Below are 19,723 nucleotides of genomic sequence, written 5' to 3' on the forward strand. Positions count from 1 at the left end.
ATTTAAATGGATTTACTAACTCCTTCTATTGGCTTAATTGTTTGGCAGACGATTATATTTTTGATATTAATATTATTTCTTTCCAAATACGCTTGGAAACCAATAATAAAATTTATTGATCAAAGAGAAGAAAAAATTAGAATTTCTATAGAAAAAGCTGATCAAGCTCAAAAAGAATTAAAAAATATAAAAAATAAAAAAAAGAAAATTTTGAAAGAAATTCGGATCGAAAGAGATCTTATTTTGAAAGAAGCTCTTAAAATAAAAGAAGAGATGAAACAAAAAGCTAGAGAAGAAGGATTTTTTGAAAAAAAAAAGATTATTAAAGAAACAAAAAAAATGTTACAGATAGAAAGAGAAATTGCAATACAAGAATTAAAGAATCAAATAGGTGACATTTCCATAAAAGTAGCTGAGAAAATATTAAAAAAAGAATTTGACAAAAATCAAAAAGTAAATCTTACACAAGAAAGATTCATAAAAGAATTCATAAGTGATTTATAATTTTTTTTAGAATTAGAAAAAAAACTTATTAATATGTTTTTAAAAAAGAAAATCACAAAACATTATGCCAGAGTTTTTTTTGAATATTCTGTGAAAAATAAAAAACAAGATTTCATTTTTTATAAAATTAAAAAAATATCTTTTTTGTTATATCATCATGTTGATTTTCAAAAATTTTTGAATAATCCATTCATAAGTAAGAAAAAGAAAATACTAATTTTAGAAAAAATTTTTCATTCCTTTGATTTTTTTCTTTTTCATTTTATAAAACTTATAGTCATACAAAAAAGAGAATCCTTTTTGGGAGATATTTTCTTAGAATATCAGAAAATATATAAAGAAAATAAAGGATATTTAAGATGTATTCTCACTTCTTCTTCTCCTTTAAACACGGATTTTCAAAAGATGATCGTTCAAAAAATCATTTCTTCAAATGAAGAATTTGATAATAAAAATAAATATCATATAATTAATAAAATTGACCCATCTGTTATTGGAGGTTTTTTGTTACGTGTAGGATATAAAGAATGGGATTTTAGTGTGAAAAAACAATTATTTGATATTCAAAAAATGTTTAAAAATTAATTTGACATGTCAGATTTAAAATATTCTGAAATATCATCAATTCTTGAAAAACAATTATCTGATTTTCAATATAACTTAAAACTATCTGAGTCAGGAATTGTTGTTAAAATAGGAGACGGAATAGTTCAATCTTTTGGATTGAATTCTGTTTTTTCTGGAGAAATGGTAGAATTCCATTCTGGAATAAAAGGAATCGTTTTGAATCTTGAAGAAGATCATGTAAGCATTGTGTTACTTAATTCATTTAATAGTAGTAAAGAAATTAAAGAAGGAGATATTGTCAAACGTACAGGAAAGATATTATCTATAAAAGTAGGAGAAGGAATGTTAGGACGTGTAGTAGATTTATTAGGAAATCCTATTGATGGAAAAGGACCTATAGAAGGAGAATTATTTGAAATGCCATTAGAAAGAAAAGCTCCAGGTGTTATTTATAGAGAACCTGTAAAAGAACCACTTCAAACCGGTATTAAATTCATAGATTCTATGATTCCTATTGGAAAAGGACAAAGAGAATTGATTATTGGAGATAGACAAACTGGAAAAACAACTATAGCAATTGATACTATTATTAATCAAAAAGAATTTTATAAAACGGAAAAACAAGTTTATTGTATTTATGTAGCTATTAGTCAAAAAGGATCTTCAATAGCTAGAATCGCACAAATTTTAGAAGAAAAAGGTGCTATGCCTTATACAATTATAGTCGCAGCAAATGCTTCTGAACCTGCATCTATACAGGTATTTTCTCCTTTTTCTGGAACAGCTATTGGAGAATATTTTCGTGATACTGGACGTTCTTCTTTAGTAATTTATGATGATCTTTCTAAACAAGCTGTTTCTTATAGAGAAATCTCTTTGTTATTACGTCGTCCTCCAGGAAGAGAAGCATATCCTGGAGATGTTTTCTATTTGCATTCTCGTTTGTTAGAACGTGCATCTCAAATCATAAACGATCAAAATATAGCTGAAAAAATGAATGATATTCCAGAATCAATTAAAAGTCATGTCAAAGGTGGAGGTTCTTTAACAGCAATTCCTATTATTGAAACTCAATCTGGAGATGTTTCTTCTTATATTCCTACTAATGTGATTTCCATAACAGATGGACAAATTTTTTTAGAAAAAGATCTATTCCATTCTGGAATCCGTCCAGCTATTAATGAAAGTATTTCTGTCTCTCGTGTGGGGGGAGCTGCTCAAATAAAATCCATGAGAAAAGTATCTGGAACTTTAAAATTGGATCAAGCTCAATTTAGAGAATTGGAATCTTTTTCAAAATTTGGATCTGAATTAGATCCAGATACCATAAAAATTATACAAAAAGGAAGAAGAAATATGGAAATATTAAAACAAAAACCTCATGATCCATATAAAATATCCGATCAAATTGCTATTATTTATGCTGGGACAAAAAATCTTTTAAATAAGATTCCTATTAAAAAAATAAAAGATTTTGAAAAAGAATATCTTTTTTATTTAAATGAAAAACACAAAAAATTGTTGAATTCTTTGAAAGATGGAATTTTTAACGATGAATTAGCTAATATTTTAGAAAATACCGCTTCAGAACTAATAGAAAAATATTATTCATCTTAATTTAATTATTAAATCATTTTTTTATGTTATGTCTAATCCAAAGGAGATAAAAAAACGAATTTTATCCATAAATTCTGTTTTGAAAACAACAGAATCTATGAAAATGATTTCTGTTGTAAAATTAAAAAAATCTAAAGAATCTCTTCTGTATGTTCAAAAATATTCAGAACATATAGAAAAACTATTTCAATATTTTTTGTTAACAGAAAAAGATAATTTAAAAAAGAATAAATATTTTTTTTCAACAGAGAAAAAAGAAAAAAAACGATTATTTTTAATTATTACTTCTAATAGAGGTTTATGTGGAGCATTTAATTCCTTAATTTTTGATAAAATTAATCAAATCATTCAGGAAAATTTACATGATCAATGTTTTTTTTTCTCTATAGGAAAAAAGGGATTGGATTTTTTGTTCAAAAAATATAAATGGAAAATATATGATGAAAATCAAATTTTTTTCAAAAATTTTACTTACAAATATAAAGAAATATGTTTTTTTACAAAAAAATTGATTGAAGATTTTTTTTCTAAAAAAATTACCTCAATATTTTTGATATATAATCATTTAAAGAATTCTCTCTTTCAAAAAGTCATTGTAGAAAAATTTCTTCCGATTTCTTTTTCCGTTTCTAATTCTTATGAAAAATCATTGAATGATTTTAATCCTATTTTAGAACCATCTAAAAAAATTATTTTGGATTATATTTTTCAAAAATATCTTAACATAAAACTGTTCAAAAGATTATTAGAATCATTGACTTCAGAACATACTGCACGTATGATTTCTATGCATAAAGCAACAGAAAATGCATTTGATATAAGAAAGAATCTTCTATTAAATTACAATAAAGAAAGACAAACAACAATTACTAAAGAAATACTTGAAATTATTAGTGGATTAGAAGCTTTAAAAAAATAACAAACATAATAAAAAAAGAAGAAAAAAAATAATTATGAAAATTATGCTTACAGGAATTCAAAGTACAGGAACTCCTCATTTAGGAAATATTTTGGGAGTTATAATTCCTTCAATAAATATAGCTAATAATAATTCCAAATTTTCTTCTTTCATATTTGTAGCCGATTTACATTCTTTAACACAAATAAAAAATGTGAAAGAAATAAAGGAAAATACCTACAAAATTGTTGCAGCATGGTTATCTTTTGGTTTGAATACTGAAAATAGTCTATTATATAGACAATCTGATGTTTCAGAAGTTACAGAATTGGCTTGGTATTTTAATTGTTTTTTTCCTTATAAAAGATTGACATTATCTCATTCCTTTAAGAAGGGAATTAAAAATCACATCAAAATGAATGTTGGTTTATTTACTTATCCTATTTTAATGGCAGCTGATATTTTACTTTATAATGCAGAAACAGTTCCTGTAGGAAAAGATCAGCTACAACATATTGAAATAGCACGTCGTATCGCTTCTTGTTTCAATAAAAAAATAGGAAAAAAACTATTTATTTTACCTAATCCATTTTTACAAACAGAAATTGTATCTTCTATTCCTGGAATAGATGGTCAAAAAATGAGTAAATCAAAAAAAAATTGTATTAATATTTTTTCTTCAGATAAAATTTTAAAAAAACAAATAATGAGCATTCATACAGATAATAAGTCTTTGAAAGAGAAAAAAGATCCGGATAAAGATTTTATAATGTCTTTATATAGGCTTGTAGCATCTATAGATGAAGTTGATGAAATGAGGAAAAAATATATAAAAGGAGGATATGGATATTTTGAAGCAAAAATAGCATTATATGAGTGTATCATAAAAAAATTTTCAAAAGAGAGAGAAAAATTTTCTTTTTTTATAAAAAATAAACCTTTCTTAGATAGAATTCTTTTTTTAGGCGCTAAAAAAGCAAAAAACATAGCTTTTGAAAGATTAAATGATATCAGAAAAGCTTTGAATTTTAACCTTTCGTAATTTTCATATTCCATCTGTTTTCAGATATCCTATGTCATAATGACACAATTATAGAACATGGCAAATATTTTGCTTTTATTTCATCAGATCATCATAAGACATATCTAAGATAAAATTGTGTCGTTAATATTTTTTATATTATGGATGTAAATAAAAATAAGAAAAACGCTGAAAAACAAGTAAAAAATCAATCTTCTTCTAAAGATAAGATTTCTGAATCGAACTCTGATTCTTCTTGTAAAAAGAAAGAAATTCATGATTCTTTAAAAAAGGAAATAGAATATCTTCAAGAAGAATTAAGAAAAGAAAAAGATAAATTTATACGTATTTTTGCAGAATTTGAAAATTCTAAAAAACGTATTCAAAAAGAAAGATTCGATCTGTTTAGAACCGTTCATCAAGAAATTATTATAGATTTAATTCCAATTTTAGATGACTTTGAACGAGGTGTTAAAGAATTGAAAAAATCCAAAGATGAACTTCTCATAAAAGGAGTATCTCTTATACAAGAAAAACTAATAAAAATTTTAAAAGAAAAAGGATTAAAAAAAATAAAAATAAAAAAAGGAGACGATTTTAATACAGATTTTCATGAGGCCATAACACAAATTCCATCTGTTACAGAAAATCTAAAAGGAAAGATTATAGAAATTATAGAATCTGGATATATCTTTAAAGAAAAAGTTATACGACATGCAAAAGTCATTACCGGTAAATAATAATTTATAACTTTTATATTTCATGGGGAAAAAAGATTATTACGAAGTATTAGGTGTTTCTAGAAATGCTTCTTCAGAAGAAATTAAAAAAGCTTATAGAAAACTAGCAATTAAATATCATCCTGATAAAAATTTGGATAACAAAAAAAAAGCTGAAGAAAAATTTAAAGAAGCCGCTGAAGCTTATGAAATTTTAAGTAATCCAGAAAAAAGACAACGTTATGATAAATTTGGACATTCAGGAGTAAGAGGAAGTGGATCTGGATCAGGAATGAATATGGAAGATATTTTCGCAAATTTTGGAGATATTTTTGCGGATGCTTTTGGGGAAGGTTTTTCTAGTTTCGGATTTGGAAAATCGACAAGACATAGAACTATTAAAGGAAGTGACCTTAGAATAAGAGTAAAACTAACATTAGAAGAAATTGCTAATGGAATAGAAAAAAAGGTGAAAGTCAAAAGAATGAAAGTTGCTAATGGAGTCAAGTTTAAAACTTGTACTTCTTGCCGTGGAACGGGACAAATCACACGTGTTACCAATACAATTTTAGGAAGAATGCAAACAACCTCTCAATGTCACATATGTTCTGGAACAGGAAAAAATATTGAAAATATTCCTTATGGAGCGAATAAACATGGATTAATTAAAGAAGAAGAATTAGTGAATATTCAAATCCCTGCAGGATTAACAGAAGGAATTCAATTGAAAGTTTCTGGAAAAGGAAATGAAGCTCCATTTGATGGAATTCCTGGAGATTTGATTGTTTTAATTGAAGAAATTCCTCATCCAATATTAAAAAGAGAAGGGAGTAATCTTCATTATGATTTATATATTTCTTTTCCAGATGCTATATTAGGAGCTTCAAAAGAAGTTCCAACTATCAATGGAAAAGCCCGTATTAAAATTGATCCAGGAACACAATCAGGAAAAACTCTTAGATTGAAAAATAAAGGACTACCTAATATTGAAGGATATGGATATGGAAGTCTTCTAATTCATGTTAATGTTTGGACTCCAAAAAAAATTAATGAAGAGCAAAGAAAATTTTTCGAAAAAATGAGGAAAAATGAAAATTTTCTACCTCATCCTGGAAATTCTGAGAAATCTTTTTTTGATCGCGTACGAGAAATGTTTTCTTAACTTAAAACAAAGAAAATAAAACTCTTTTTAAAAAAAAATTTGATTAGATTCAAATATAAGTAGATAGAAAATTTATTCATTTTCATATTCATGATATTATGAAAAGAGTAGTAGTAGGACTTTCGGGAGGAGTTGATTCCAGTGTAGCTGCTTTACTTCTAAAAAAAAAAGGTTATGAGGTGATTGGTTTATTTATGCATAATTGGGATTTAGAAGATTCTCTTTTTGAGAAGACTCAATGTTCTTTATGGAAAGATAGTGTTGATGCCATGTTAGTTGCTCAAGAATTGGATATACCTTTTCAGGTAGTAGAAATGAAAAGAGAATACAAAGAATCTATTCTGGATTATATGTTTCACGAATATAAATCTGGTAAAACTCCTAATCCAGATATTTTATGTAATAAAGAAATTAAATTCAATGTTTTTTTAAACAAAGCTATTGATTTAGATGCAGACTTTATTGCTACAGGTCATTATGTAATGAAACAAACAATAATAGAAAATGATCAAATTATTTATCGTCTTTTGATTGGAAAAGATTCCAATAAAGATCAATCATATTTTTTATGTAGACTAACACAATATCAATTAAAAAAATCTCTATTTCCATTAGGTACACTGACAAAGAATCAAGTACGAAAAATTGCTGAAAGAAACAAATTATGCAATGCCCATAAAAAAGATTCTCAAGGATTATGTTTTGTAGGAAAAATTCACTTCGTAAAATTTCTTCAAAAAAAAATTCCCCCAAAAAAAGGAGAAATCATAAATATAGATTCAAATTCTATGATATATCATAGTGAAAAAAAGAAATCCTTTTTGTCAAAGGAAGAAGAATTATTTTCTTTATCCAGAAAAAAAGGATATAAAAAATCGGATGGAAAATTAATTGGATATCATAAAGGAGCCCAATATTTTACAATAGGACAGCGTAAAGGAATTTCTTTAGGTGGATATCAAGAAGCTCTTTTTGTTATTGAAACTGATATAGATAAAAATATTGTTTATACAGGAATGGGAAAAAGTCATCCTGGGCTATATAGAAAATCTTTATTCATTCAGGAAAAAGACATTCATTGGATAAGAGAAGATATTTCTATTTTTGATGGAGAAAAAATGAATGTCTTTTGTAGAATACGTTACAGACAACCACTACAAAATGCAAAATTATATAAAATAAAAAATGGAATGTTAATAGAATTTGAAACTATGCAATGTGCCATCACAGAAGGACAATTTGCCGTATGGTATATAGGGAAAGAATTAATCGGATCTGGAATTATATCATAATTTTTTTATGATAAAATTCTTTATTGAAAAGATTTATATCTTGCAAAATTGGCAATATATTCATATAAAAATTATCCAGATAAAACACTTTTATAGAATATATTTTTTTTATACTTTTGCATAAATTATAATTTATATAATTTAATATTTGTAAAAATCTTTTCTTTGAATTTTTAATCTTTGAAAGATTCTTGTAAAATGGTATTTATTTTATAATCCCTACTTGATAATTCAGTAGGGCTTTTTGATTTATAAAACATATCATGAAAAGGAAAATTAATAATTTTAGTAGAAAAATCACAAAAAATTCTAATTTGCCAGCAGCACATGCTATGCTATATGCTACAGGGATGAAAGAATCAGATTTTTGTAAAGCCCAAATAGGAATAGTAAGTAATTGGTATGATGGAAATCCTTGTAATATGCATTTGGATATGCTTGGAAAAAAAATAAAATCGTCAATTATCAATCAAAAAGATCTAATAGGATTTCAATTTACCACTATTGGTGTTAGTGATGGGATTACTATGGGAACACCAGGAATGAGATTTTCACTTCCTTCTAGAGAGTTAATAGCTGATAGTATAGAAACCGTGGTAGAAGCACATCATTATGATGGAGTTATAGCAATCCCTGGATGTGATAAAAATATTCCAGGAGTAATGATCTCCTTAATCAGGTTGAATAGACCTTCTATTATTGTATATGGAGGAAGTATTTCTTCAGGATTTTATAATAAAAAAAAATTAGATATTGTTTCTTCTTTTGAAGCTTTAGGAAAAAAAAATACTTGTCAAATATCAGAAGAAGAATACAAAAATATTGTAAAAAAATCTTGTCCTGGACCAGGAGCTTGTGGAGGAATGTATACAGCAAATACAATGGCTTCTGCTTTAGAAGCTATGGGAATGATGTTGCCTTATTCTTCTTCTTCCCCTTCAATGAGTAAAAATAAAAAAATAGAGTGTCAAAAAGTATCCATATTTATAAAAAATCTTTTAGAAAAGAAAATAAAACCTAAAGATATTGTAACAAAAACTTCCATAGAAAATGGAGTTAAATTAGCAATGTGTTTAGGAGGATCTACTAATCTTATTTTGCATATTTTAGCTATTGCTAAATCTGCAAATGTCAACTTTACTTTAAAAGATTTTCAAAAAATTAGTAATCAGGTTCCTATCATTGGAAATTTAAAGCCAAGTGGAGTTTTTTTAATGGAAGATATTCATAATAACATTGGAGGAATTCCTGTAATTATAAAATACTTATTAAATGAAGGAATATTATATGGAGATTGTTTAACAGTTACAGGAGAAACTCTCTGTAAGAATATGAAAAATATTCCCAATATAAATTTCAATCAAAAAATTATTTACCCTTTAAATAACCCCATAAAGAAAAACAGCCATATAAGAATTCTATATGGAAATATTTCTCCAGAAGGATCTGTTGCCAAAATTACTGGAAAAGAAGGAACTTTTTTTCGTGGAAAAGCAAATGTTTTTAATTCAGAAAAAGATGCTAATCAAGCTATTTTGAATCAAAAAATTCAAAAAGGAGAGGTTATTGTAATTAGATATGTAGGTCCTACAGGAGGTCCAGGAATGCCTGAGATGTTAAAACCAACATCTTATATTATGGGGGCCGGATTAGGAAAAAATGTAGCTCTTATTACAGATGGAAGATTTTCAGGAGGATCACACGGTTTTGTTGTAGGACATATTACTCCAGAAGCACAATCCGGAGGATTAATAGCTTTTATTAAAAATGGTGATATCATTAAAATAGATGCGGAAAATAATACACTTACACTTGAAGTAGAAGAAGAAGAAATACAAAGAAGAAAAAAAGAATGGATTCCTCCTCTTATAAAAGTAAAAAGAGGATATCTATATAAATATATAAAAACAGTATCTACAGCTTCTGAAGGTTGTGTCACAGATCAATTTTAATGAAAATGGAAAAAAAATTATTTTCTGGTTCAGAAATAGTAATAAAAACACTCTTATATGAAAATGTAGAATATATTTTTGGTTATCCAGGAGGAGCGATTATGCCTATATATGATTCTTTACACGATTATTTAAATTTAGTTTCTCATATCTTAATGCGTCATGAACAAGGATCTATTCATGCTGCACAAGGATATGCCAGAGCTACAGGAAAAATAGGTGTATGTTTTACGACTTCAGGACCTGGAGCTACCAATTTAATTACTGGATTAGCAGATGCATTGATAGATAGTACACCTATAGTGTGTATTACTGGACAAGTCTCCTCTCATCTTTTAGGAACTGATGCTTTTCAAGAAACAAATATTATAGATATTTCTATTCCCGTAACGAAATGGAATACTCAAGTTTTAAAAGCTAAAGATATTTGTGAATCGATTCAAAAAGGATTCTTTATAGCCAAAGAAGGAAGACCAGGACCTGTATTAATAGATATTACCAAAGATGCTCAATTTCAAAAAACTGAATTTCATTTCATTCGTTGTGAATATGTAAAGAATTTTCATCCATATCCTTGCATAAAAGAAAAAAAAATTAGAGAAGCAGCTCATTTAATTAATATGGCTAAAAAACCTTTAATCCTTGTAGGACAAGGGGTCATTTTAGCTCATGCAGAAGAAGAATTTAAAATATTTGTAGAAAAAACAGGAATTCCAGTAGCCAGTACACTTTTAGGATTAGGCGCATTAGAAAGTAATCATTATTTATATGTAGGCATGTTAGGAATGCATGGAAATTATGCTCCTAATATTTTAACAAATCAATGTGATCTACTCATTGCTATAGGAATGCGTTTTGATGATCGTGTTACTGGAGATGTTAAAAAATATGCTAAACAAGCTAAAATTATTCACTTGGAAATAGATCCTTCTGAAGTTAACAAAAATATATTATGCAATATACCAATTTTAGGAAATTGCAAAATTTCTCTAAAAAAATTAATTCCCTATGTGAATAAATCTATTCATGAAAAATGGATTCAAAAATTTTTTCATTTAAAAGAAAAAGAAGAAACTACTGTCATTAAAAAATATCTTAATCCTGTAAAAAATGGAATAACCATGGGAGAAGTAATTAAATGGATAAATTTATATAAACAGGAAAAAGCTATTCTTGTAACAGATGTAGGACAACATCAAATGGTTGCTTCAAGATATTTTGATTTTACTTATAAAAAAAGTCATATAACATCTGGAGGATTAGGAACTATGGGTTTTGCTTTACCTGCTTCTATTGGAGCAAAATTAGGAGCAAAAGAAAGACAAGTCATTTGTATTGTAGGGGATGGAGGAATTCAAATGACAATCCAAGAAATGGGAACGATTTTACAGAATAATATTTCTATCAAAATTATATTATTAAATAATAATTTTTTGGGAATGGTTCGTCAATGGCAACAACTCTTTTTTGATAAACGTTATTCTTGTACAGAGTTAGTAAATCCAAATTTTGTAAAGTTAGCTAATGCTTACAACATTGGAGCAGAAAGAGTAAATAAAAGAGAAGAATTAGGAACAGCTGTAAAAAAAGCACTGAATCAAGAAAAAGCTTTTTTATTAGAAGTAATTATAGAAAAAGAAGATAATGTTTTTCCTATGATTCCTGCAGGTTCTGCTGTAGATGAAATACGTTTAACATAAAATGATTTATTAAAAATCAATATCATATATCATAAAAAAAATACTACATATATTATGAATCATCAATTCAGAATAATAATTTTAGGAGAAAATCAAACAAGATTGTTAAGTAGAATACTTATTCTATTAAATCGTAAAAATTTAAAAATGACACATATTAACGTGTCTAATCATCATAATATTAATAATGCTCAATCTATTCTAGATTTGGAATGCAATGAAGAACAATTAATAAAGGTCACAAAATCTATTGAGAAACTAATAGGAATAATTCATGTATGCTTTTTTAAAAAAAAAGAAAAAAAGACCAATACCAGAGAAAATTCATGGAAAAAAATAGATTTTCCGTTAGCCACATCTTAATTTAAGAAAAAGAAAAAATAAATTGAAATACTTAATTCATAATAATTATGAAAATTAAACTTGGAACTGTAGAAGAAAATATTATTACAAGAGATGAATTTCCTTTATGGAAAGCTAGAAAAATATTAAATAAGGAAACTATATCTGTATTAGGATATGGAGTTCAAGGCCCTGGTCAATCTTTAAATCTAAAAGATAATGGATTTCAAGTTATTATAGGTCAGAGACCGAATTCTTTATCTTGGAAAAAAGCTTTAGAAGATGGCTGGATAGAAGGAGAAAATCTGTTTTCATTGGAAGAAGCTTCTAAAAGAGGAACTATTATTATGTATCTTTTATCAGATGCAGGGCAAATATCTTTTTGGCCTATACTCAAGAAAAACCTTACTGAAGGAAAATCTTTATATTTTTCACATGGGTTTGGATTAACATTTTGTGATAAAACAAAAATTTTTCCTCCAAAAAATATAGATATTTTTTTGGTAGCTCCTAAAGGATCAGGAACTAGTTTAAGAAGACTTTTCAAACTAGGAAAAGGAATCAATTCTAGTTATGCTATTTATCAGGATTTTAGTGGGAAAAGTTTAGAAAAAACTCTTTCTATAGGAATAGGAATTGGATCTGGATATTTATTTGAAACTAGTTTTAAGAATGAAGTTTATTCTGATTTAGTGGGAGAAAGAGGAACTTTAATGGGAGCAATACAAGGAATTTTTGCTGCACAATATCATGTTTTAAGAGAAAAAGGTCATTCTCCTTCAGAATCTTTTAACGAAACTGTAGAAGAATTAACACAAAGTCTTATGCCATTAGTAGCTGAAAAAGGAATGGATTGGATGTATTCTAATTGTTCTACAACAGCTCAAAGGGGGGCTTTAGATTGGTGGAAAAAATTTAGAGATGTAACATTACCTGTTTTTAGACAATTATATAATGAAGTTTCTTCAGGAAGTGAAGCAAAAAGAATCATAGATTCAAATAGTCATACTGATTACAGAATGAAATTAGAAAAAGAACTACAAGTTCTTCAAAAAAGTGAATTGTGGGAAGTAGGAAAAATTATTCGTAATCTAAGACCAAAAGAAAAAAAGTGTTCTTCTACTACTAAGAAGAAAACCAATTAGATTTTTTTGTTGCAAAAATTTTATAAAAAATTATTATTTTATTAGATTGAAAAATAAATTCAATAAATATTTTCCTTCTTGCGAAGAAGTCTCGAAAGCGAAAAGGATATTAAAGGATATTGTTTATGAAACTCCATTACAAAAAAATTTAATCTTGTCTGAAAAATATCAAGCTAACATTTTTTTGAAAAGAGAAGATTTGCAAATCGTACGTTCATATAAAATTAGAGGAGCATATAATAAAATAAAAAGTTTATCTCATAAAGAACTGAAAAAAGGAATTGTTTGTGCAAGTGCAGGAAATCATGCACAAGGAGTTGCTTATTCTTGTAATATATTAAAATTACCAGGAGAAATTTATATGCCTAGTACCACTCCTAAACAAAAAGTAGAAAGAGTGAAAATGTTTGGAAAAGAATATGTTGAAATTATTCTGATGGGAGATACTTTTGATGCGGTAAGTCATGAAGCCATGAAAGATTGCAAAAAAAATAAAAAAATTTTTATTCATCCTTTTGATGATATCAAAATTATTGAAGGACAAGCGACCATTGGATTAGAAATATTAAAACAATCTACTTCAAAAAATATAGATTATATTTTTATTCCTATTGGAGGTGGAGGGTTAGCATCAGGAGTAGGAAGTCATTTTAAACAATTTAGCCCAAAAACTAAAATTATAGGAGTTGAACCTCAAGGGGCTCCCTCTATGAGTTATTCTTTAAAAAAAGGGAAAGTTATGGAATTAAAAAAAATAGATAGATTTATTGATGGAGCTTCAGTAAAAAAAGTAGGAGAATTAAATTTTAATATATGTAATCAAGTGTTATATGAAATTCAAACCGTACCGGAAGGAAAAGTTTGCACCACTATTTTAGATTTATATAATTTAGAAGCTATTGTAGCAGAACCAGCTGGAGCTCTTTCAATAGCTGTATTAGATTTTTATTCTAAAAAAATAAAAGGGAAGACAATTGTTTGTATATTAAGTGGAGGAAATAATGATATAACAAGGACAGAAGAAATAAGAGAAAGATCTCTTTTATATGAAGAAAAAAAACATTACTTTATTGTAAAATTTCCACAAAGAGCTGGAGCTTTAAAAGAATTTGTTAATAATATTTTGGGGCCAAAAGATGATATTGCTTATTTTGAATATTCAAAAAAAACTTCTAAAGAAGAAGGACCTGCTATCATAGGAATAGAATTAGCAGATAAAAATGAGTTTTCTGTATTATTAGGGAGAATGAAAAAATATAAAGTTCATTTTCAATATTTAAACAAAAATCCAGATTTATTTCGTATTCTAATTTAAATTTAAAGTATTGCTTAGGATGATAGAAAGAGAAGTATAAGTAGGAGGAGGAATCTGATAAAGAAAGTTGTACTTGTACCCACGACTGGATTTGAACCAGCACATCCTAATAAACGGATACCACCCCCTCAAAGTGGCGTGTCTACCAATTTCACCACGTGGGCTTTTTTTTCATATTTACATTTTTTGAATTTAAATAATTTTTATGTTAAAAAAAAAATACGCGAGAGTTAGATAGATTAAATTTATATTTAAATTAATAAAGAATTATATAATAATATAAAAATATTAATATGAATTATGAATATAGCAATAATAGGATATGGAAAAATGGGGAAATCTATAGAAAAAATAGCTAAATTAAGAAATCATAAAATTTCACTTATTTCTGACGAAACTCCTTCTTTCATTTCATTGAAAAAATCAAATGTTGCAATAGAATTTAGTCAACCTGATACTGCATTTAATAATATAAAAATTTGTTTAGAAAACCAAATACCTGTCGTATGTGGAACTACAGGATGGTTAGAAAAATTTGATATTGTTAAAAAAATATGTAAGGAAAATAATGGTTCTTTTTTATATTCTTCTAATTTTAGTATAGGAATGAATATTTTTTTCAAAATCAATTATCAACTTTCAAAATTGTTATCTCCATATTCTGATAATTATGAAGTAAAAATAGAAGAAACTCATCATAAAGAAAAAATAGATAACCCAAGTGGAACGGCTTTGTCTTTAGCAAAAGATATTATCAAAAATAAAATGAAAAAAACATGGATTTTGTATCCAAAAGAAGAAGAAAAAAATAAAATATTGATTGTTTCAAAAAGATTTGATAATGTTACAGGAACGCATATGATTACATACCAATCTAAAATAGAAAATATAACAATTAAACACATAGCTCATAGTAGAGAAGGATTTGCTATTGGAGCTGTCATTGCTGCAGAATGGATAAAAAATAAAAAAGGAATTTTTTCTATGAAAGAAGTATTAGGAATATCATAAAATTTGTTTTATGTTATGTTGTGTCACTATCTTGTTTATAGTTTACTTTTTTTGTTATTTGAACATATTATACATGTTTTAGGGACATGGAGGCTTTTCAAAAAATTAGGAATTCCATATTGGAAATTAGCGATTCCTATATATAATATTGTTCTTATTTTAAAAATTTTTAATAGATCTATTTGTTGGATATTTCTTTTGTTTATTCCATTAACAAGTATTATTCTTTTTGTGCTTTTATGGATGGATTTACTTCGTTCTTTTGGAAAAGAGAAATATATTTTTTTATTATTATTATCTTTGGGAGTATATCTATACTATGTTAATTATTCCAAAAACATTGAATTATTCAAAATAAGTAAATTGAAAAAAGAAAAAAATACAGGAATTTTATTTCCTATAGTTTTTTCTTTTCTTATACATACTTATATAGTTCAACCTTTTGTCATTCCTACTTCTTCAATGGAAAGAACTTTGTTAGTTGGGGATTTTATATTGGTAAGTAAAATTCATTATGGATTACGAATGCCTATCACTCCTATATCTATTCCATTTACTCATAATACTATTTTTGGAGAAAATATAAAATCTTATATTTCTTTTTTTCAATGGCCTTATTTTAGGTTTTATCCTATGAAATCTTCTGTAAAAAGAAATGATCTTGTTGTTTTTAATTTTCCTAAAGATTTAAATCATAAAATAATAGATAAGAAAGACAATTATGTTAAACGTTGTATCGGTTTACCAGGAGATATTATTTCTATAAAACATGGAATATTATTTGTGAACCATAAACAAGAAGAATCTTATTATTCTAAAAAAAATGTTTTAGAAAAGCAACAAATATATTTTATAAAAACAAAAAATACACCATTAAATATAGAATTTCTTAAAGAAAAGATGGATATTAAAAATGTTGAAATTATAGGGGTAAAAAATGAAGAATACTTCTATCAAATTCTGTTAACAGAAAAACAAGTTTCTCAACTAAAAAATATATTTGATAATATAGTTCTTATTCAAAAATATATTTTACCAGATCATTTTCGAGAAGATTTTATCTTTCCAAATAATTATCATTTTGGTTGGAATAGAGATTTTTTTGGTCCCTTATATATTCCCAAAAAAGGAGATATTTTAAAATTAGATTCAAAAAATATTCATATCTATTATGACATTATCGTCTCAGAAAAAAATGAGAGAAAAAAAAGTAATTTAAAATTACTTCTTAAAAAAAAGAATTTTTCTTACACTTATAAAGTAAAAAAGAATTATTATTTTATGATGGGAGATAACAGACATAATTCTTTTGATTCTCGTTATTGGGGTTTTGTTCCAGAAGATCATATAGTAGGAAAACCTATATTTATATGGATGAGTATTGATTGGAATCAAAAAAATCCTTTAAATATTTTTAATTGGAAATTACGATGGAATCGTATTATGACAACTATAGATGGAAAAAATTCTTATTTATTCTATTTTTTTGTATTTATAACTATATATGTATTTTATTTACTTTCCCATTCTTTTTTTTCTCTCTATAAAAGAAAAAAAACTTCCTATAAAATAACCAGATAATATTCCTCCGATATGAGCAAAATGCGCAACTCCAGGTGCTAAATTAAAAATTGCAGAAATAAAACTTCCAAAAATAAATATTAAAAGAGCTTTTCTTACAGCAATTGGTAAAGGAAATGGTAAAATAAAAATTTTATGTTCTGGAAAAAATCTAGCAAATGCTCCTACTATTCCACTGACAGCTCCAGAGGATCCCATCATAGGAGAATACATAGATGTATAAAGATTTATTTTCTGATCATCGTCCAAATAATAAAATATTTTTTTTGCTTGAGTAAAATCAAGTGAATGAACAAGATAATACATAACGCTCGTATTAAAAATGAGTTGAAATAATGCGGCAAATACTCCTGATAGAAAATATATTATCATAAATTTTTTGATTCCCAATAAAGTTTCTATTTGTCCTCCAAACATGAATAAAGCTAACATATTAAAAATAATATGTAAAAAGAAACGTTTGGAATGAACAAACATGTGAGTAATAATTTGATAAAATTCGAATCTGTCATCTAAAGGATGATACAAAGAAAAAATGCTTTCTATTTTATATTGTGAAAAAACAAAGATAGCTGTATATACAAGAATATTAATACTAATTAAATGTTTTACAGCATCTGAAAAATTGGATATATAATAAAAATTCACTTACAAAGTTGTTTTTTTAAAAAAGTTGTTTTTTAAAACAAAAAAAACAGGAAATCCTGAATATGTATAATTTGGATTTTTACAAAAAAATAAATCTCGTATTAAACATTCCATGTTACCTGAATTTAATTTTTTCCCGTATCTTACGGCAGCAGATTTAGATATAGATTTAATAAGTGTTTTTTTATTTTTTTCTCCTCTAACAAAATTGTAGGTTAAAATGTTTTTAAAAATATCAATTAACATATTCTGATGGATTTTTTCAGGAAGAGAATATAAATATACTGATTTATTACAAAAATATAAATGAAATCCTATTTCTATTAAGTCATATTGAACATTAATTAATGAAATTAATTCATTTCTTAGAAGTTTTATTTCAATTGGAAAGAGAAACTGTTGACTAATCAATTTTTTTTCTAAATTTTCTAAAAAAAATTCAAATAAAATATTTTGATGAGCTCTATGTTGATCGACTAATATGAAATAATCATTGTTTAATGGAAACATAATATATTTTCTATTTATTTGAAAAGTTTTTATATTTTTTTCAGTTAGTACATAACTAGATAATTCATTTGTAAAATGAACATCTTTTTTAAAAAGAAAAAAATCCGATTCTTTCATATTATGAAACCAATTTTCTAATTGAATTATTTTTTCTTTTTCTGAAAGATCTTCAAAACAAGAATTATAATGATTTAAAAAAGAATTATTTTTATTTAAATTACAGGATAATAATAAATTTGAATCATATAGTTCATCTTTTTTTATTTTATGTTGACTACTACTGCATAAAATGTTTTTTATTTCCTGTTGAATAATATTCAAAATCATATTTTCTTCTTCAAACTTTACTTCTTTTTTTGATGGATGTATATTCCAATTAACTAAACAAGGATCTATATGAATGAAAATAAAATAAGAAATTGTCTTTAAATTTTTTATGATTCCATCATAAGAATGAATAATATTTTTATGCAATAGTGTATTTGTTATGCAACGTTGATTCACAAATAAGAATTGATCTCCTTTTTTTTCTGAAAAATCTGGAATACTAATAAATCCCTCTATCAAAACTCTATTTTCTTTGATTAAAATAGGAATGAATCTTTTCTCATTATTAAAAATTTCTTTTATTCTTTCTTTTAAAGAAGCTTTTTTAAAATAAAAAATAATTTTATCATTGTGATAAAATCTATAGAGAATATTTCTATGTGCTAGAACTATTTTATAAAATTCATTGAGAATATGTTGAAATTCTATTCTAGAAGATTTTAAAAAACGTCTTCTTGCTGGAAATTTGTAAAAAATATTTTTGACTGAAATTCTTGTTCCCTGAAGCATATTTATAGAAGTTTGTTTTTTTATTTTTTCATCTTCTACAAAAAGATGAATTCCAACAACATTTTCTTTATTCTTTGTTTGTATTTCTAACTGAGAAATAAAAGCGATAGAAGCTAAAGCTTCTCCTCTAAATCCTTTTGTTTTGATTTTAAAAAGATCATCATTTGTTTTTATTTTTGAAGTAGAATATCTTTGAAAACTCATTTTAGCGTCATGAAAACTCATTCCTTCTCCATCATCTATTAATTGTATTAACGTTTTTCCTGAATCTTTTATAAAAATATCAATGATTTTAGCTTTTGCATCTATTGCATTTTCTAAAAGTTCTTTTAATACAGAAGAAGGACGTTCTATAACTTCTCCAGCAGCAATTTGATTAACAACATTTTTAGGTAAATATTGAATAATATTCTTCATTTATTGGATAAATTTTTTTTAAAGATGGCCATATCTATAGCTGTTTTTGCACATTCTATTCCTTTATTTCCATTTTTTCCTCCTGATCTATCAAAAGATTGTTGTTTATTCTTATCGTTAAGAACACAAAATATAACTGGAATGTCAAATTGTATATTTATATCTTTTATTCCTTGTGAAACTGCTTGACAAAGATACTTAAAATGAGGAGTTTCTCCTTCTATTATAGATCCTATTACAATAATGGAATCAAAATCATAACAATGAGCTATTTTTTTAGCAGAATAAATAAGTTCATAACTTCCAGGAACTTTCCAAAGTTTTATTTTTTCTTTTAATATTCCTGATTGAATTAAAGTTTCATAAGCTCCTTTATATAAGTTTTTAGTAATATCATGATTCCACTGTGAAACAATAATTGCAAATTTTAAATCTTTATTTTTTATTTTTTCATACTTATATTGGTATATAGGATTTTTTTTCAT

18 protein-coding genes and 1 tRNA gene are annotated in these 19,723 nt (G+C 25.9%); 15 read left to right on the plus strand and 4 right to left on the minus strand.

From position 1 onward, the window contains the following. The first annotated feature begins 6 nt into the window (after positions 1-6). The 13 genes from atpF (at position 7) to ilvA (ending at position 14,234) form a co-directional block, all read left to right on the plus strand. Entirely contained in the window at positions 7-504 is a 498-nt protein-coding gene (gene atpF / locus H0H77_RS00365; RefSeq protein WP_185851637.1) for a F0F1 ATP synthase subunit B, read from the plus strand. Between the two features lie 33 nt (positions 505-537). Next, positions 538-1,089 (plus strand): ATP synthase F1 subunit delta, encoded by a 552-nt coding sequence (gene atpH / locus H0H77_RS00370; protein ID WP_185851638.1) that lies wholly within the window; start codon positions 538-540, stop codon positions 1,087-1,089. A gap of 6 nt (positions 1,090-1,095) precedes the next feature. Further along, entirely contained in the window at positions 1,096-2,688 is a 1,593-nt protein-coding gene (gene atpA / locus H0H77_RS00375) for a F0F1 ATP synthase subunit alpha (protein WP_185851639.1), read from the plus strand. A 28-nt stretch (positions 2,689-2,716) separates the two neighbouring features. Then, positions 2,717-3,607: an ATP synthase F1 subunit gamma gene (gene atpG / locus H0H77_RS00380; protein WP_185851640.1), complete on the plus strand. Its 891-nt coding sequence runs from the start codon at positions 2,717-2,719 to the stop codon at positions 3,605-3,607. Between the two features lie 34 nt (positions 3,608-3,641). Further along, entirely contained in the window at positions 3,642-4,628 is a 987-nt protein-coding gene (gene trpS / locus H0H77_RS00385; protein ID WP_185851641.1) for a tryptophan--tRNA ligase, read from the plus strand. A 140-nt stretch (positions 4,629-4,768) separates the two neighbouring features. Then, positions 4,769-5,347 carry a nucleotide exchange factor GrpE gene (locus H0H77_RS00390; protein ID WP_185851642.1) on the plus strand — a complete coding sequence of 193 codons (579 nt, stop codon included), beginning with the start codon at positions 4,769-4,771 and terminating at the stop codon, positions 5,345-5,347. 22 nt (positions 5,348-5,369) lie between these two features. Beyond that, positions 5,370-6,488, plus strand: a complete 1,119-nt coding sequence (gene dnaJ, locus H0H77_RS00395; RefSeq protein ID WP_185851643.1) for a molecular chaperone DnaJ — start codon at positions 5,370-5,372, stop codon at positions 6,486-6,488. A gap of 98 nt (positions 6,489-6,586) precedes the next feature. After that, the gene (mnmA, locus tag H0H77_RS00400) at positions 6,587-7,780 is read left to right on the plus strand and encodes a tRNA 2-thiouridine(34) synthase MnmA (protein WP_185851644.1); all 1,194 of its coding nucleotides are present in this window, start codon (positions 6,587-6,589) and stop codon (positions 7,778-7,780) included. Positions 7,781-8,043: 263 nt separating this feature from the next. Beyond that, complete coding sequence (gene ilvD, locus H0H77_RS00405) at positions 8,044-9,732, plus strand: dihydroxy-acid dehydratase (protein WP_185851645.1); 1,689 nt, start codon at positions 8,044-8,046, stop codon at positions 9,730-9,732. 5 nt (positions 9,733-9,737) lie between these two features. Next, positions 9,738-11,432, plus strand: a complete 1,695-nt coding sequence (gene ilvB / locus H0H77_RS00410) for a biosynthetic-type acetolactate synthase large subunit (RefSeq protein WP_185851646.1) — start codon at positions 9,738-9,740, stop codon at positions 11,430-11,432. 54 nt (positions 11,433-11,486) lie between these two features. Next, on the plus strand, positions 11,487-11,795 hold the full coding sequence (locus H0H77_RS00415; protein WP_185851647.1) for an acetolactate synthase: 309 nt from the start codon (positions 11,487-11,489) through the stop codon (positions 11,793-11,795). A gap of 47 nt (positions 11,796-11,842) precedes the next feature. Next, entirely contained in the window at positions 11,843-12,919 is a 1,077-nt protein-coding gene (ilvC, locus tag H0H77_RS00420; protein WP_185851648.1) for a ketol-acid reductoisomerase, read from the plus strand. Positions 12,920-12,965: 46 nt separating this feature from the next. Then, complete coding sequence (gene ilvA / locus H0H77_RS00425) at positions 12,966-14,234, plus strand: threonine ammonia-lyase (RefSeq protein WP_185851649.1); 1,269 nt, start codon at positions 12,966-12,968, stop codon at positions 14,232-14,234. Between the two features lie 76 nt (positions 14,235-14,310). Here ilvA and H0H77_RS00430 read toward each other — a convergent pair. Then, positions 14,311-14,398: transfer RNA gene (locus H0H77_RS00430), tRNA-Leu, on the minus strand. A gap of 136 nt (positions 14,399-14,534) precedes the next feature. On the opposite strand from H0H77_RS00430, the gene dapB reads away from it, so the two are divergent. After that, the gene (dapB, locus tag H0H77_RS00435) at positions 14,535-15,245 is read left to right on the plus strand and encodes a 4-hydroxy-tetrahydrodipicolinate reductase (protein ID WP_185851650.1); all 711 of its coding nucleotides are present in this window, start codon (positions 14,535-14,537) and stop codon (positions 15,243-15,245) included. Positions 15,246-15,260: 15 nt separating this feature from the next. After that, complete coding sequence (gene lepB, locus H0H77_RS00440) at positions 15,261-16,826, plus strand: signal peptidase I (RefSeq protein ID WP_238783802.1); 1,566 nt, start codon at positions 15,261-15,263, stop codon at positions 16,824-16,826. On the opposite strand, the gene H0H77_RS00445 is transcribed toward lepB, so the two are convergent. The 3 genes from H0H77_RS00445 to ribH are packed head-to-tail and all read right to left on the minus strand — an operon-like array spanning position 16,761 to position 19,723. After that, a complete protein-coding gene (locus tag H0H77_RS00445) occupies positions 16,761-17,474 on the minus strand; it encodes a rhomboid family intramembrane serine protease (RefSeq protein ID WP_185851651.1) in 714 nt (237 codons plus the stop codon). The genes lepB and H0H77_RS00445 overlap by 66 nt on opposite strands. Beyond that, entirely contained in the window at positions 17,475-19,238 is a 1,764-nt protein-coding gene (gene mutL / locus H0H77_RS00450; protein WP_185851652.1) for a DNA mismatch repair endonuclease MutL, read from the minus strand. Then, a complete protein-coding gene (gene ribH / locus H0H77_RS00455; RefSeq protein WP_185851653.1) occupies positions 19,235-19,723 on the minus strand; it encodes a 6,7-dimethyl-8-ribityllumazine synthase in 489 nt (162 codons plus the stop codon). The genes mutL and ribH overlap by 4 nt, the downstream gene beginning before the upstream one ends.

The organism is Blattabacterium cuenoti, from assembly GCF_014251255.1.
In the GTDB taxonomy this organism is placed as follows: Bacteria; Bacteroidota; Bacteroidia; order Flavobacteriales; family Blattabacteriaceae; genus Blattabacterium; species Blattabacterium cuenoti_W.

Coding starts and splice junctions, on each gene's coding strand:
- ribH (WP_185851653.1), bottom strand. CDS start 19,723: ATGAAAAAAAATCCTATATACCAATATAAGTATGAAAAAATAAAAAAT.
- trpS (WP_185851641.1), top strand. CDS start 3,642: ATGAAAATTATGCTTACAGGAATTCAAAGTACAGGAACTCCTCATTTA.
- mnmA (WP_185851644.1), top strand. CDS start 6,587: ATGAAAAGAGTAGTAGTAGGACTTTCGGGAGGAGTTGATTCCAGTGTA.
- dapB (WP_185851650.1), top strand. CDS start 14,535: ATGAATATAGCAATAATAGGATATGGAAAAATGGGGAAATCTATAGAA.
- ilvD (WP_185851645.1), top strand. CDS start 8,044: ATGAAAAGGAAAATTAATAATTTTAGTAGAAAAATCACAAAAAATTCT.
- lepB (WP_238783802.1), top strand. CDS start 15,261: ATGTTGTGTCACTATCTTGTTTATAGTTTACTTTTTTTGTTATTTGAA.
- ilvB (WP_185851646.1), top strand. CDS start 9,738: ATGGAAAAAAAATTATTTTCTGGTTCAGAAATAGTAATAAAAACACTC.
- ilvC (WP_185851648.1), top strand. CDS start 11,843: ATGAAAATTAAACTTGGAACTGTAGAAGAAAATATTATTACAAGAGAT.
- atpF (WP_185851637.1), top strand. CDS start 7: ATGGATTTACTAACTCCTTCTATTGGCTTAATTGTTTGGCAGACGATT.
- H0H77_RS00390 (WP_185851642.1), top strand. CDS start 4,769: ATGGATGTAAATAAAAATAAGAAAAACGCTGAAAAACAAGTAAAAAAT.
- atpA (WP_185851639.1), top strand. CDS start 1,096: ATGTCAGATTTAAAATATTCTGAAATATCATCAATTCTTGAAAAACAA.
- atpG (WP_185851640.1), top strand. CDS start 2,717: ATGTCTAATCCAAAGGAGATAAAAAAACGAATTTTATCCATAAATTCT.
- H0H77_RS00415 (WP_185851647.1), top strand. CDS start 11,487: ATGAATCATCAATTCAGAATAATAATTTTAGGAGAAAATCAAACAAGA.
- mutL (WP_185851652.1), bottom strand. CDS start 19,238: ATGAAGAATATTATTCAATATTTACCTAAAAATGTTGTTAATCAAATT.
- dnaJ (WP_185851643.1), top strand. CDS start 5,370: ATGGGGAAAAAAGATTATTACGAAGTATTAGGTGTTTCTAGAAATGCT.
- atpH (WP_185851638.1), top strand. CDS start 538: ATGTTTTTAAAAAAGAAAATCACAAAACATTATGCCAGAGTTTTTTTT.